At 37.0% G+C, this 12541-nt stretch carries 13 protein-coding genes and 17 tRNA genes; 5 read left to right on the top strand and 25 right to left on the bottom strand.

Annotated elements, in window-relative coordinates; translation table 11 throughout:
• Positions 1-3 precede the first annotated feature (3 nt).
• Positions 4-861: a DUF6612 family protein gene (locus tag B5V89_RS01850; protein WP_066235863.1), complete on the top strand. Its 858-nt coding sequence runs from the start codon at positions 4-6 to the stop codon at positions 859-861.
• A gap of 39 nt (positions 862-900) precedes the next feature.
• Here the strand turns inward: B5V89_RS01850 and B5V89_RS01845 are convergent, their stop codons facing one another.
• Positions 901-1230, bottom strand: coding sequence for a hydrolase (locus B5V89_RS01845; RefSeq protein WP_107920720.1), 330 nt, complete (start codon positions 1228-1230; stop codon positions 901-903).
• Positions 1231-1319: 89 nt separating this feature from the next.
• Between B5V89_RS01845 and B5V89_RS01840 the strand changes: the two genes are divergently transcribed.
• Positions 1320-1580, top strand: coding sequence for a DUF6154 family protein (locus B5V89_RS01840; protein ID WP_213087565.1), 261 nt, complete (start codon positions 1320-1322; stop codon positions 1578-1580).
• A 38-nt stretch (positions 1581-1618) separates the two neighbouring features.
• On the opposite strand, the gene B5V89_RS01835 is transcribed toward B5V89_RS01840, so the two are convergent.
• The gene (locus B5V89_RS01835; protein ID WP_066235860.1) at positions 1619-2065 is read right to left on the bottom strand and encodes a Dps family protein; all 447 of its coding nucleotides are present in this window, start codon (positions 2063-2065) and stop codon (positions 1619-1621) included.
• Positions 2066-2192: 127 nt separating this feature from the next.
• Between B5V89_RS01835 and ytzI the strand changes: the two genes are divergently transcribed.
• The 3 genes from ytzI (at position 2193) to B5V89_RS01820 (ending at position 2907) form a co-directional block, all read left to right on the top strand.
• Positions 2193-2363, top strand: coding sequence for a YtzI protein (ytzI, locus tag B5V89_RS01830; protein ID WP_084347963.1), 171 nt, complete (start codon positions 2193-2195; stop codon positions 2361-2363).
• 51 nt (positions 2364-2414) lie between these two features.
• Positions 2415-2654, top strand: a complete 240-nt coding sequence (gene yidD / locus B5V89_RS01825; protein ID WP_066235859.1) for a membrane protein insertion efficiency factor YidD — start codon at positions 2415-2417, stop codon at positions 2652-2654.
• A gap of 91 nt (positions 2655-2745) precedes the next feature.
• Positions 2746-2907, top strand: coding sequence for a DUF1540 domain-containing protein (locus B5V89_RS01820; protein WP_066235858.1), 162 nt, complete (start codon positions 2746-2748; stop codon positions 2905-2907).
• A gap of 21 nt (positions 2908-2928) precedes the next feature.
• Here the strand turns inward: B5V89_RS01820 and menC are convergent, their stop codons facing one another.
• The 23 genes from menC to B5V89_RS01705 form a co-directional block, all read right to left on the bottom strand.
• Positions 2929-4041 carry an o-succinylbenzoate synthase gene (gene menC / locus B5V89_RS01815; protein WP_108070249.1) on the bottom strand — a complete coding sequence of 371 codons (1113 nt, stop codon included), beginning with the start codon at positions 4039-4041 and terminating at the stop codon, positions 2929-2931.
• 4 nt (positions 4042-4045) lie between these two features.
• A complete protein-coding gene (locus tag B5V89_RS01810; protein ID WP_108070247.1) occupies positions 4046-5521 on the bottom strand; it encodes an o-succinylbenzoate--CoA ligase in 1476 nt (491 codons plus the stop codon).
• A gap of 81 nt (positions 5522-5602) precedes the next feature.
• Complete coding sequence (gene menB / locus B5V89_RS01805; RefSeq protein ID WP_066235855.1) at positions 5603-6421, bottom strand: 1,4-dihydroxy-2-naphthoyl-CoA synthase; 819 nt, start codon at positions 6419-6421, stop codon at positions 5603-5605.
• Positions 6422-6462: 41 nt separating this feature from the next.
• Complete coding sequence (gene menH, locus B5V89_RS01800; RefSeq protein ID WP_342352529.1) at positions 6463-7269, bottom strand: 2-succinyl-6-hydroxy-2,4-cyclohexadiene-1-carboxylate synthase; 807 nt, start codon at positions 7267-7269, stop codon at positions 6463-6465.
• Positions 7269-9020, bottom strand: a complete 1752-nt coding sequence (gene menD, locus B5V89_RS01795) for a 2-succinyl-5-enolpyruvyl-6-hydroxy-3-cyclohexene-1-carboxylic-acid synthase (RefSeq protein WP_108070245.1) — start codon at positions 9018-9020, stop codon at positions 7269-7271. The genes menH and menD overlap by 1 nt, the downstream gene beginning before the upstream one ends.
• Complete coding sequence (locus B5V89_RS01790) at positions 9017-10423, bottom strand: isochorismate synthase (RefSeq protein WP_244913432.1); 1407 nt, start codon at positions 10421-10423, stop codon at positions 9017-9019. Before B5V89_RS01790 ends, menD begins: the two co-directional genes overlap by 4 nt.
• A gap of 247 nt (positions 10424-10670) precedes the next feature.
• Positions 10671-10742 (bottom strand) — tRNA-Glu (locus B5V89_RS01785).
• Positions 10743-10745: 3 nt separating this feature from the next.
• Positions 10746-10836, bottom strand: a tRNA-Ser gene (locus tag B5V89_RS01780).
• A gap of 22 nt (positions 10837-10858) precedes the next feature.
• Positions 10859-10933 (bottom strand) — tRNA-Asn (locus B5V89_RS01775).
• A gap of 6 nt (positions 10934-10939) precedes the next feature.
• Positions 10940-11013 (bottom strand) — tRNA-Ile (locus tag B5V89_RS01770).
• Between the two features lie 12 nt (positions 11014-11025).
• Positions 11026-11099: transfer RNA gene (locus B5V89_RS01765), tRNA-Gly, on the bottom strand.
• Positions 11100-11105: 6 nt separating this feature from the next.
• A tRNA-His gene (locus B5V89_RS01760) sits at positions 11106-11181 on the bottom strand.
• Positions 11182-11216: 35 nt separating this feature from the next.
• Positions 11217-11292: transfer RNA gene (locus tag B5V89_RS01755), tRNA-Phe, on the bottom strand.
• 168 nt (positions 11293-11460) lie between these two features.
• Positions 11461-11537, bottom strand: a tRNA-Asp gene (locus B5V89_RS01750).
• Between the two features lie 35 nt (positions 11538-11572).
• Positions 11573-11646: transfer RNA gene (locus B5V89_RS01745), tRNA-Met, on the bottom strand.
• Between the two features lie 19 nt (positions 11647-11665).
• Positions 11666-11758 (bottom strand) — tRNA-Ser (locus tag B5V89_RS01740).
• Between the two features lie 9 nt (positions 11759-11767).
• Positions 11768-11844: transfer RNA gene (locus tag B5V89_RS01735), tRNA-Ile, on the bottom strand.
• A 4-nt stretch (positions 11845-11848) separates the two neighbouring features.
• A tRNA-Met gene (locus B5V89_RS01730) sits at positions 11849-11925 on the bottom strand.
• Positions 11926-11948: 23 nt separating this feature from the next.
• A tRNA-Ala gene (locus tag B5V89_RS01725) sits at positions 11949-12024 on the bottom strand.
• A gap of 24 nt (positions 12025-12048) precedes the next feature.
• Positions 12049-12125 (bottom strand) — tRNA-Pro (locus B5V89_RS01720).
• Between the two features lie 107 nt (positions 12126-12232).
• Positions 12233-12309 (bottom strand) — tRNA-Arg (locus tag B5V89_RS01715).
• A gap of 36 nt (positions 12310-12345) precedes the next feature.
• Positions 12346-12434: transfer RNA gene (locus B5V89_RS01710), tRNA-Leu, on the bottom strand.
• Between the two features lie 10 nt (positions 12435-12444).
• Positions 12445-12519: transfer RNA gene (locus tag B5V89_RS01705), tRNA-Gly, on the bottom strand.
• Positions 12520-12541 lie beyond the last annotated feature (22 nt).

Raw genomic sequence — 12541 nt, 5'->3', positions numbered from 1 at the left:
TTTATGAAAAAATTATTAATTAGTCTCGTTTCAGTTATGTTTATATTCAGCTTAGCTGCTTGTAGCGAGACAGCCGATCCAGTCGATTCAAAAGTCAAACCTCAGAAGAAGGATAGTCTAACTCTTAAGGAAGTATTTGAAAAAACGACAGACGCATCTAAAAATTTAAAAAGTGTGCATATGGATATGGATCTTAAGCAAGAAATGACGGCACCAAGTCAACCAACACCAATGAATATTAATTCAAATATGTCTATTGATATGGTGTTGAATCCGTTAGCGATGTACCAAAAAATGAAAATGAATGTTGAAGGCGGGGATGACGCCACTCAAAACCAAGCTATGGATATGGAGTCATATTTGACGAAGGAAGGTTTCTTTTTATATGATCCAGCATCAAAACAATGGATGCAAATGCCTGAAGAGCTATCAAAGCAAATATTACAAATGCCTGAACAACAAGCAAACCCTGCTGAACAACTTAAACAATTACAACAATTTACTGATGATTTCTCATTCAAACAAGATGATAACCAATATATTTTGAATTTGAAAGCATCCGGAGAGAAGTTTGATCAGTTTTTAAAGGAAAATGCCAAACAAATGATGCCAGATGGTCTTAAAGAAAATGCCGATGCACTTAATAACATTACCTTTAAAAATGTTAACTATGAAATATTTATTGATAAAAAGACATTTAATGTTAATTCATTAAACATGACGCAAGAAATGGAAATGGCTATGGAAGGCCAAAAAATAAATTTAAAGCAAGAAATGAAAGGAACGTACTCAAATTACAATAAAGTAAATGAAATTAAAGTTCCTAAAGAAGTAAAAGATACTGCCAAAAAAATTAATTAATTTATCATCCAGCAACTTGCTAAAGTTGCTGGATTTTCGTTATTCCGACGTAAAATCCTTTAAAATACCAATATTGTCAATATGCTGCTTTGCCTCTTGATCCCCTAATTCATAAATCATTTGATACACTTTAAGCATGTGTTTATCATATTCATCATTCGAGCGATCATGATGATACTCCCTAAAAGGAATATGTGCCCGCCAAAATCCGTCTATTTCCTCATCATAATTAGCATCAAAAATTTGCCTTAAACGAGTAATCTCCTCATCAGTTGCTTCTATTTTAAAATTCCATGGAGAATCAGTTGAGCTCCTCGATATTTCTCCACTGCCGACATTAATATAATAGGTGTTTTTTTGCTGATCCATTCCTGCACTCCTCACGTAAAGATAAATTTATTCTATATGTATCGTTTCCCACAAATTAAGCAAAAATATTCTTAAGTCATGAAAAAAGGATGATTAGTGTGAGACTTGTCGATGAGCTATTTGAATTTTATCAAAATCGTTTGACTGGAGACGACGAGGATATTGATATCATTGCATATGCAGTACTTGAAGAATCGGATCGAAATGATTTAATGAAAATAGTTGAAGACATGAATGACGAGGAATTCCAATACTTTATTAGTCTCTATTTAATTGAAAGCCTTAAAAACAAATTTGCCGGTCATACTACCGATGTAACCCACCATACGAAATCGAAATTTTTGCATTAAAGAAGGAAACTGTTCACCATAACAGTTTCCTCTATTTTTTATCCTAAATATGCTTTTAACATCCAAACATGTTTTTCTAATTCGCCTTGAAGCGAAATAAACATATCTCCTGTCACTTCATCTTTTGCATCATTAGCTAAAGCAATTCCTTCCTTCAATTCACCAATAAGGATGGTAAAATCATTTACAACTTCTTTCACCATTTCATCAGCTGCCGGAATGGTTTCGGCTTCTTTTATACTCGATAATTCCAATGAACCTTTCAACGTGGATACTGGTTTGCCATTAATAGCAAGTAACCTTTCAGCGAATTCATCAATAACGGAGTCTGCTTTATTGTATAACTCCTCTAATTTTTCATGAAGTGAAAAGAAATGATGACCTTTTACATACCAATGAAAATGATGGAGCTTTGTATAAAGTACTGTCCAGTTTGCTACTTGTTTATTTAATACCTCTTGGACTTCTTGTAATTGTTTTTCCATATGTATCTCCTCCTAAAATGTATATACCCTTTCACAAATTTGTTTAAACATATAGTTATATCTTTCACAAAAAATGAATTTACATGCTAAAATATAGGTTAGATATTTAATTAGGAGGTTTAATCCATTGTACACATTCATTATGATTGTATCGATTTTAATTATTATCGTGATTATTCTCGCATCCGCTCTAACAACTTCAAAAGCGTATTCGTACAAGCATACAATAGATCCTATTGAAAATAATCCTAATATCAAAACAAATAATGATGAAATAAACAAAAAGAGCGATTCTTAATTATTTCCTCAATTGTACAAATAATTTTTTTACAAGGATGTCCTACTTCTTATGATAAAATTTATTTTTATTAAAATAATTCGATTTTATCAAATTGTTATATCCCCACTTAAGCCGCCAACATGTCGCTTTTACCCGACATGTTCTCAATATGGACTCGAGGCGGTAAAACGATTTGGTGCATTTCATGGGGGTTTTTTAACCATTAAAAGAATACTTAAATGCCACCCCTTACATCCGGGCGGTTTTGATCCTGTTCCTGAAAAAAAGAAACATCCCCGAAATGATTAGTAATCAATGGCGTTACTTTCCAATCATAGATCTTCCCACTAATACAGAAACTAATTTTGTATCATAAAAACCTTTTAAGGGGTGAGGTACAATGGCAAAAGATGTATTATGTGAAGTGAATAATTGTCATTATTGGGCAAAGGGAAATCGCTGTTCTGCAGATGAAATATACGTAGTTAGCCATAAAGGGGATCAAGCAAAAAATACAGAAGAAACTGATTGCAAAACATTTAAACCTGAAGGTAACTGGTAATATAAAACTGCAAGTACTACTTTAGTGCTTGCAGTTTATATTTTCGTGATAGGTAGTCACTTGATGAAGCCGATTAAAATTTATATCAAAACCAATTCCTGGCTGATTCGGAACTTTTACTTTTCCATTAGCTACTTCTACTTGAGGATATATGATATCCTCTTCCCAAAAGCGATTGGATGCAGAAAGATCTCCTGGAATGGTAAAACCCTCTTTTGTAGAAAGAGCTATATTATGTGCTCTGGACACTCCAAACTCAATCATTCCTCCGCACCAGACTTGAATATTGTTTTTTTGACATAAATCATGTATAGCAATTGCATTGTGTAAACCGCCAACACGGCCAATTTTAATATTAATGACACCGCAACTATTAAGCCGAATTGCACTTTCGGCATCATGATAAGTAATGATACTTTCATCAAGGCAAATTGGAGTTTTCAATTCTTTTTGTAAAATCGAATGTTCAACAATATCATCAACGGCTAATGGCTGCTCAATCATTAACAAATTAAACTCGTCAAGCGATTTTAATACATCTATATCATTTAATGTGTAAGAAGAATTAGCATCTGCCATTAAAGCGAGATCAGGGAAATATGTGCGAATTTCTTTAATAAGCTGATAATCTTTCCCAGGTTTAATTTTTACTTTAACTCGTTCATATCCATCTTCTAAATAAACGTGTATTTGTTCAATCGCATCATTTATATTAGCTGTTCCAACAACTACTCCAGCAAGCACTTCATCTCGAACACCATTAACCACTGTCCAAAGCGGTTTTGATACAAGTTTTGAATATAAGTCCCATATAGCTGTTTCAAGCCCCGCCTTTGCCATATGGTTTCCTCTAATATGGTTAAAAATCATTTGGAGATCATTTGGATGATTTATTTGTTTATCCAAAACTAATGGGATTAAAAGATCCTTTAACATGTGATAACAAGTTTTAACCGTTTCTTCTGTGTACCATGGCGTGGAAAATGCGACAACTTCTCCATAGCCTTTTTCCCCTTGTTCATCAATTACTTCCAAAATGATTCCTTCTCGTTCGTTGACCGTTTCTAATGCTGTAGTAAACGGCTGTTTTAAAGGCATTTTAATAATGAAAATATTTACTTCGTGAATTCGCATATGATCATCCTTTTGGAATTAACTCTATTAATTTTCGACGGAGTAGTTTATTCGATGCATTTCTAGGCAGTTCATTGACAAAATAAATTTTGCTCGGAATTTTATATTTAGCAAGTCTTTTTTGACAATACGTAATTAATTCAGCTTCCTCAATGAATTGTTTACAAACAACAAACCCAATTGGAACCTGGCCCCATAGTGAATGGTCGATACCTGTTATACCCGCTTCCACAACGTTTGGATGTGATAACAATACATCTTCAATTTCAGCAGGATAAATATTCTCCCCACCAGAAATAATTAAATCTGAACGTCGATCAAGAACAAATAAATACCCCTCTTCATCTACATAACCTATATCACCCGTGAAAAACCAGCCGTTTTTAAAATGTTCACGATTGGCTTCCATTCGATTTAAATATCCAATCGTAATATTGGGGCCTTTCACAACGATTTCGCCCGGTTGATGAGCAGCTAATTGTTTTCCATCTAACATTATTTTTAGCTGTGAAGGGAATAACGGTTTACCCGCTGAACCAATCTTTAATAAACTATCTTCGGGAGATAAAGTGACAATTTGAGAGGAAGTTTCAGTCATACCGTACGATTGAAAGACAGGAATATTTTTCTCTAAACATGCCTCAAGCAATGATTTAGGTGCAGGGCCGCCTCCTAAAAGCATGCAGCGGAAACGTTCATGGTAACGATTTTCTTTCAAATCTTCAAGCAATCGATGAAGCATTGTACTTACTACTGACATAATCGTTACACTGCCTGATTGCAACCTCTCATTAATGATTTTCTCATTAAATTGTTCATATAAATAAACCGGCATTCCATAAATAACACTTCTCATTAAAATGGATAATCCGCTTATATGAAACAAAGGGACCGCACATAGCCAACCGTCATCTTCCCCTAATCCAAGATTTAAGGCTGAGCCTATCGCACTCCACCAATGATTCCCGTATGTTTGAAGTACTCCTTTAGGGTTGCCAGTCGTTCCTGAGGTGTACATGATTGAACATACATCATCCATTAAATATTCATTAACAATTGGATAGTTTTCTTCCTTTTGTTCTTTAACTTCTTCAACTGTCTTTATTACTAGAGTTGGATATATGTCATGGATTTCTGCTAGTTTATTTTCTAAATCTTTTTCACCAATTACTAAAGCTGTTTGACTATCTTTTAATTGAAAAACCATTTCACTTGCGGTTAGTCGATGATTCAAGAATACGGTGGTAATACCTAATTGCTGTAATGCATGAATAATTATTACTGTATGCGGACGATTCGCCAAAAGAAGCGCAACTGAATCTTTTCTTTTCACACCTAGTGATGCAATTTTCTTTGCATATACTTCAACTTCTTTATACAGTTCTGAAAAGCTCCACTCTTTATTGTCAAATAGAAGGGCCTTTCGTTTCGGTGTTAAAAACGCTCTTTGCTTTAAAAAGTTTGGTATTATATTGTTCATACATATCACCTTTTTGTAGAATTTCTATAAAAAAGCTTGATGGAGTATACCATCAAGCTTTTTTAAACTTTACAATTTAAATCAAGGGAAACGAGGAAATTTTCCGAAATCAGGCTTACGTTTTTCCTTAAATGCATCGCGTCCTTCTTTTGCTTCGTCGGTTGTATAATACAATAATGTAGCATCCCCACCAAATTGCTGAAGGCCAGCTAAACCATCTGTATCAGCATTAAACGAAGCTTTTAAGAAACGAAGCGCAGTTGAACTCTTCTCAAGAATTTCTTCACACCATTTAATCGTTTCTTCCTCAAGTTTTTCAAGAGGTACAACTGTATTAACAAGCCCCATGTCTAATGCTTCCTGTGCATTGTATTGACGGCATAGGTACCAAATTTCTCTTGCTTTCTTATGTCCAACGATACGAGCTAAATAGCCTGCGCCATATCCGGCATCAAAGCTGCCTACTTTAGGGCCAGTTTGTCCAAAAATAGCGTTGTCAGCAGCAATTGTAAGATCACAAACAATATGTAATACATGACCACCACCAATTGCATAACCTGCTACCATAGCAATGACCGGTTTTGGGGTAAAACGAATTAATCTTTGTAAATCGAGAACATTTAGTCGTGGAATATTGTCTTCACCTACATATCCACCGTGACCGCGAACCTTTTGATCTCCTCCAGAGCAAAAAGCTTTCTCACCCATACCAGTTAAGATAATAACACCTATCTTTGAATCATCACGTGCACGAGAAAATGCATCAATCATTTCGTTAACTGTTTTTGGGGTAAATGCATTATGTACATGTGGACGATTAATTGTTATTTTGGCAATTCCATTATAAGATTCATAAAGAATTTCATCATATTCTCTTTCTGTTTGCCATTCTACAGCCATGTAATATCCTCCCTTTAAAAATTAAATTCATGTCGAGTCAATCATTTATTCGACAAAAACTCCTTTATTATTGTACCAAACTTTTGAGAATCTTCCACATGAATTGCATGTCCGATGTCTTCAATAATATAATGCATTGCCTGTGAAAGGTTATTTTCCATCTTTTTTCCGATCTCACAATACTTTTCATCTAAACTACCGGACAAAATAAGCACTGGTATTTCCAGTTCATGAAGCCTACCCCATAATGAAGGCATGCTCCCTGTTCCCATCCCTTTTAAACTATTAGCAAGTCCAATTGGATCATTTCGTAATCTTTGCTGTCTAACTTTTTCTTGCATTGAATAATCAAGTCTTTTTTGGGATTTAAACAGGGGAATATTTGTCCAATATTGAACAAATGATTCTACCCCTTCATTCACGATTTTATTAGCCAATTTTTCATCATTTTCACGCCGTAATTTTCTTCCCTCTTCAGTTTCTATACCCGGAGAGGCACTTTCTAAAATAAGCTTATTGACCATGTTAGGATATAAAATAGTAAATGTTAGAGCGAGTCTTCCACCCATTGAATAACCTAAAAGATTCGTCTTTTTTATTTTTAAATGAATGAGTATTTCCCTAATATCTTTAGCAACTTTTTCAATATGATATCGCTCATAATTTAGTGGAATCTCTGTCTTACCATGCCCAAGAATATCAATCAGTATTAATTGATATTCTTCCTCTAAATATGGATTAATCGCATCCCAACTAGACATATCACCGGTAAAACCATGGAACATGACGATTGGTTCACCTTTTCCAACAATATTCACATGATAATTTACATCATTTACTTCAATCATCATTCCATTTCACCATGAACATATTGGTCAATTTCCGCAGAAACTCGTTTCCACATTTTACGATGAATGTCTACATTCGCATTACGATTAGTAGGAACTTCTATCACATTTAAACCTTTCAATGTAATCGCTTCATTCATTGAATGATGAAATTCATCCCAATTACGCACTTTGCTGTATCTGCCATTATACATTTTTACAGCATATTCAAAATCAATATCTGTAGGCGTACCAAAAAGTGCTTCGAAATGCTTTGGTTCATTCGATTGTGGCAAGAAAGAAAAAATTCCTCCCCCATTATTATTAATGACGATAATCGTGATATTTAATTGATGCATTTTTGCCGCTAATAACCCATTTAAATCATGGAAAAAAGATAAATCGCCGATTAATAAAAATAACGGTTCTCCATATAAACTTGCTCCTAATGCACTTGAAACGACACCGTCAATACCATTCGCACCGCGATTCGCTAATACCCGTATATTTTGTTGGTTAAAATGGAAAAATGTATCCACATCACGAATTGGCATACTATTACCTACAAATAAATGGCTGTTTTGCGGCAATCGTTTTACTAGTTCTAAGACAAGCTTTCCTTCATCTAATTCAGTAATATCACTTATTTCGTTAATAATTGTATTTCGAGCAATCCGATTCAAATTTTGCCACATTTCCAACCAATTTGAATGCCTTTTTTCATCTAATTGTTTTAATAATCCCTCACAAAATAATGTTTCATCGCAATAGATCATTTGAGTAGCAGCATTGATCGGATCACGCCAGCTATTTCCTGCTTCAATTATATATTGTTCCGTTCCAGCTAGACGTTTCATAAATTTCGTTAAAGGCTTGGATACTGGCATGCCGCCAAATCGTATAATAACATCGGGATATAACATTTCATCCGAAACAATTTCTTTTAATATTGCATCATAACTATCAATGATATATTCCTCTGAGAATGACCCACTTCGAAGCTGTGAAAGTGGATCTGCAATAATTGGATAGCCTAATGCATCAGCTAATGCTAAAACCGCTGTTGAAAATTGTGGGTAATCAATGACCCCACATACAATAACGCCCTTTTCGATCCTTTGCAGTCGTTCGGAAATCTTTTTCATTTCCCCCGATTCAAGAAGAGTATCACCTTGCTTTACTGTAATTGCCGGTCGATTCTCCAATTCTTCAAAGGGAGAAGGGTCCAATCTTGGTAGTAATGGCTCTCGAATGGGGAAATTTAAATGTACCGGTCCTGCCGGTTGTTGTAAAGACGTACTAATTGCTCTTGTAGCTGTTGTTCTCGCATAATATGTCATCTCTTCTCCTATTTCAGGAAGTGCCATTTCAACAAACCATTTTACATGCTTTCCATATAAATGAATTTGATCGATTGCTTGTGGTGCCCCAATATCTCGTAATTCATGTGGGCGATCAGCTGTTAATACGATTAATGGAATTCTTGAAAGCTTTGCCTCTACGATTGCAGGATAATAGTTAGCAGCTGCAGTTCCGGAAGTACATAACAGTGCAACTGGCTTCCTCGTTTGTTTGGCAATCCCCAATGCAAAAAAAGCAGCTGAACGCTCATCAATATTTATATGATATTTTAGTGTAGGATGCTCAGCAATTAACAAAGCTAAAGGTGTTGAGCGTGAGCCGGGACTTATGACAACATCCCGAACACCTGAATTTGATAATTCCTGAATAAAACTAGCTAAATATGTTGTTAGTGTTTCTTGATGATTCATAATTTTTTTCCTCCTAATGCACGAAGCATCGGACGAAATTTAATTTTTGTTTCAAAATATTCATCCTCTGGGTTTGAGTCTGATACTACACCACACCCAGCATACAAAAATGCTTCATTCTCTTTAATTAATCCGGATCGAATAGCTACAGCGAACTCTCCATTTCCCCGGTAATCGACCCAACCAATCGGAGATGCATAGAATCCACGATCCATTTTTTCCTTTTCGCGAATGATTTGTAAAGCTTCAATAGTTGGAACTCCCCCCATAGCAGGTGTTGGATGAAGATCTTTTACTAATGGGAAAATAGAAATGTGATCATCCTTAATTATTCCGTTAACTGGTGTAAACAAATGCTGGATATCTCTCATTTTCATGACTGAAGGTAGTTCTGGAATGTCAACATTTAAGCAATATTTACGAATGACCTCTGCGATCATTGACACGACGAGCTGATGTTCATGGCGATTTTTTTCATCATTAAATAGTGCCTCAGCTAACGCCTCATCCTCACTTATCGAGTTCCCTCGCTTTATTGATCCGGCAAGGCATGCGGATACAATAGTGTTCCCATTCTTCTTAACCAATCTTTCAGGCGATGCACCTGTAAAACAGCTATTCTCGGTCTCTAACGCAAAAATATAGCTTTCATGTTGCTCTTCCCATAAATTCTCTAGTACCTTTTCAGCGGCTACTTTATCATTAAATTCAATATTCATTTTTCTCGCCATAACGACTTTATTTAATTTTTTTTCTTTTTTAAGAAGATCAACCACTTCTGCGACCGAGTCTATCCAAGCTTGTTGATTCAATTCATGTTCTTGTTTTATATTGATATTTTCTATACTCTTAGAAACTTTGCCTTCAAAAATTTCCCTTTTTAGTTTTAGATGATGATTTAGTTTATCTAAATTATCATTTGAATGGCATAATATATTAGTCGTAAGAAAAACCTCTTGTTTATTTATAATAAGCATTAGTTTTGGCAAATGAAATAATGCATTGTAAAACGGAGTCCACTCCGACTCTTTCATACTTAATGGATCGAATGAGAAACCGCCAAATATAACTGGACCGGTTCCTTGAACATCAAAAGGATTATATACATGAGCATCATGTATGAATTGATTCCATTCTCGTTCAATATACTCAAATCGACCTTCTCCCACTTCCGTTTGAAAGGTATGTGCACTGCCTAAACCGACTATAATCATCTCATCATTTGGAACCTTCCAGAAAAATCGTTCTACTTGAAATATCGCTTTTGCAGATGAATAAAATGATAGGGGGTCAATATTATTTAATTGTTCAGTATAACTAAATAATAGTGTTTTGTTCTTGTTTTTAGCTTTTGTTAAAGCAATCTTGTATTCATCTACTATGTCCATCTGTTCCATTTTCATCAAAATTATCTCCCCTAAAAACAACCGTGCAAATGACGAATCTTTTTTAATTTTTATGTCCAATCTTTAAGATACACCTCTAATAGAATAGAGTCAATGAACACATCTTATCTTCCCCATTTTATACGTTAAATATTAAATATAGAATTGGTGACCTATATCTTTTGATTAGGAAATTTTTTAAAAAGAAAAAGGAGTTTAAAAGAAATATCTTTTAAACTCCTAACTTATAAAATCGAATATATTATGACCCGTACGGGATTCGAACCCGTGTTACCGCCGTGAAAGGGCGGTGTCTTAACCGCTTGACCAACGGGCCTACTGGCGGAGAAGGAGGGATTTGAACCCTCGCGCCGGTTACCCGACCTACACCCTTAGCAGGGGCGCCTCTTCAGCCACTTGAGTACTTCTCCAATATTTCTTTTAAAAATAAAATGGCTCCGCAGGTAGGATTCGAACCTACGACCGATCGGTTAACAGCCGATAGCTCTACCACTGAGCTACTGCGGAATAAAATGGGCCTAAATGGACTCGAACCATCGACCTCACGCTTATCAGGCGTGCGCTCTAACCAGCTGAGCTATAGGCCCATAAAAAAAATATGGAGCGGGTGATGGGAATCGAACCCACGACAACAGCTTGGAAGGCTGTAGTTTTACCACTAAACTACACCCGCAATATATGGGGCGGCTAGTGGGAATCGAACCCACGCATGTCGGAACCACAATCCGATGCGTTAACCACTTCGCCATAGCCGCCATATTTGTTAAATACGTTTCTTAGTTACTTTAAATGGTGGCTCGGGACGGAATCGAACCGCCGACACATGGATTTTCAGTCCATTGCTCTACCGACTGAGCTACCGAGCCATTTTTAATTTATTTTCCTTATCTAGCATGAAGTTCGCCATCGTCCCAATCTCGGGAAGTTATACAAGATGCAGCTCGATTGGTACGCTGAAGCGTCGCTTTGTAGCTTATTCGATCGTGCTCTACCGACTGAGCTACCGAGCCAATTATGTAATGTATGTTGTAAAATGGCGGTCCGGACGGGACTCGAACCCGCGACCTCCTGCGTGACAGGCAGGCATTCTAACCAGCTGAACTACCGGACCATTTTTTTAATCAAGTATAAATTTTACTTAAATGATTGCGGAGGCAGGATTTGAACCTGCGACCTTCGGGTTATGAGCCCGACGAGCTACCAGACTGCTCCACCCCGCGGCAATATTATACGTTTATATGGCGGAGGAAGAGGGATTCGAACCCCCGCGCGGTGTAACCCGCCTGTCGGTTTTCAAGACCGATCCCTTCAGCCAGACTTGGGTATTCCTCCGAAATTCTATGGTGGACCTTGTAGGACTCGAACCTACGACCGGACGGTTATGAGCCGTCTGCTCTAACCAGCTGAGCTAAAGGTCCTATATGGTAGCGGCGGAGGGGATCGAACCCACGACCTCACGGGTATGAACCGTACGCTCTAGCCAGCTGAGCTACGCCGCCATATAGTTATATTTAATATTTTTTGGTGGAGCCTAGCGGGATCGAACCGCTGACCTCCTGCGTGCAAAGCAGGCGCTCTCCCAGCTGAGCTAAGGCCCCATAATACTATTTGTATATTTTGAATGGTCGGGAAGACAGGATTCGAACCTGCGACCCCATGGTCCCAAACCATGTGCTCTACCAAGCTGAGCTACTTCCCGATTTAGATGTTAGAGATTGGATGATCGAGGTTAGAGTATCTCTAGTGTTGCTTCGAAGATAAAACTTACATTCTAACTTCTAATTTCCAACTTTTCACTTCTAGTAATGGCGCGCCCGAGAGGAGTCGAACCCCTAACCTTTTGATCCGTAGTCAAACGCTCTATCCAATTGAGCTACGGGCGCATATTAAGAAAATTATTTTGCTTTGCAAAAAAATTATGGTGCCGAGGACCGGAATCGAACCGGTACGGTAGTCACCTACCGCAGGATTTTAAGTCCTGTGCGTCTGCCAGTTCCGCCACCCCGGCAAGGGTTGTCTGGAGCGGAAGACGGGATTCGAACCCGCGACCCCCACCTTGGCAAGGTGGTGTTCTACCACTGAACTACTTCCGCGACTTAATTACTTATAATGCGG

It is taken from the genome of Heyndrickxia sporothermodurans, assembly GCF_003055045.1.
GTDB lineage: Bacteria > Bacillota > Bacilli > Bacillales > Bacillaceae_C > Heyndrickxia > Heyndrickxia sporothermodurans.
The sequence above is the reverse complement of the archived record's forward strand: the minus strand, read 5'-3'. Positions and strand labels throughout refer to the sequence as shown.

What these genes read in the sequence shown, in the direction of transcription:
- B5V89_RS01790 (WP_244913432.1), bottom strand. Translation starts at nt 10,423, where the DNA reads ATGAAAATGGAACAGATGGACATAGTAGATGAATACAAGATTGCTTTA.
- menD (WP_108070245.1), bottom strand. Translation starts at nt 9,020, where the DNA reads ATGAATCATCAAGAAACACTAACAACATATTTAGCTAGTTTTATTCAG.
- menC (WP_108070249.1), bottom strand. Translation starts at nt 4,041, where the DNA reads ATGCGAATTCACGAAGTAAATATTTTCATTATTAAAATGCCTTTAAAA.
- B5V89_RS01850 (WP_066235863.1), top strand. Translation starts at nt 4, where the DNA reads ATGAAAAAATTATTAATTAGTCTCGTTTCAGTTATGTTTATATTCAGC.
- menH (WP_342352529.1), bottom strand. Translation starts at nt 7,269, where the DNA reads ATGATTGAAGTAAATGATGTAAATTATCATGTGAATATTGTTGGAAAA.
- menB (WP_066235855.1), bottom strand. Translation starts at nt 6,421, where the DNA reads ATGGCTGTAGAATGGCAAACAGAAAGAGAATATGATGAAATTCTTTAT.
- B5V89_RS01845 (WP_107920720.1), bottom strand. Translation starts at nt 1,230, where the DNA reads ATGGATCAGCAAAAAAACACCTATTATATTAATGTCGGCAGTGGAGAA.
- B5V89_RS01820 (WP_066235858.1), top strand. Translation starts at nt 2,746, where the DNA reads ATGGCAAAAGATGTATTATGTGAAGTGAATAATTGTCATTATTGGGCA.
- B5V89_RS01810 (WP_108070247.1), bottom strand. Translation starts at nt 5,521, where the DNA reads ATGAACAATATAATACCAAACTTTTTAAAGCAAAGAGCGTTTTTAACA.
- B5V89_RS01840 (WP_213087565.1), top strand. Translation starts at nt 1,320, where the DNA reads ATGATTAGTGTGAGACTTGTCGATGAGCTATTTGAATTTTATCAAAAT.
- B5V89_RS01835 (WP_066235860.1), bottom strand. Translation starts at nt 2,065, where the DNA reads ATGGAAAAACAATTACAAGAAGTCCAAGAGGTATTAAATAAACAAGTA.
- yidD (WP_066235859.1), top strand. Translation starts at nt 2,415, where the DNA reads ATGATAAAATTTATTTTTATTAAAATAATTCGATTTTATCAAATTGTT.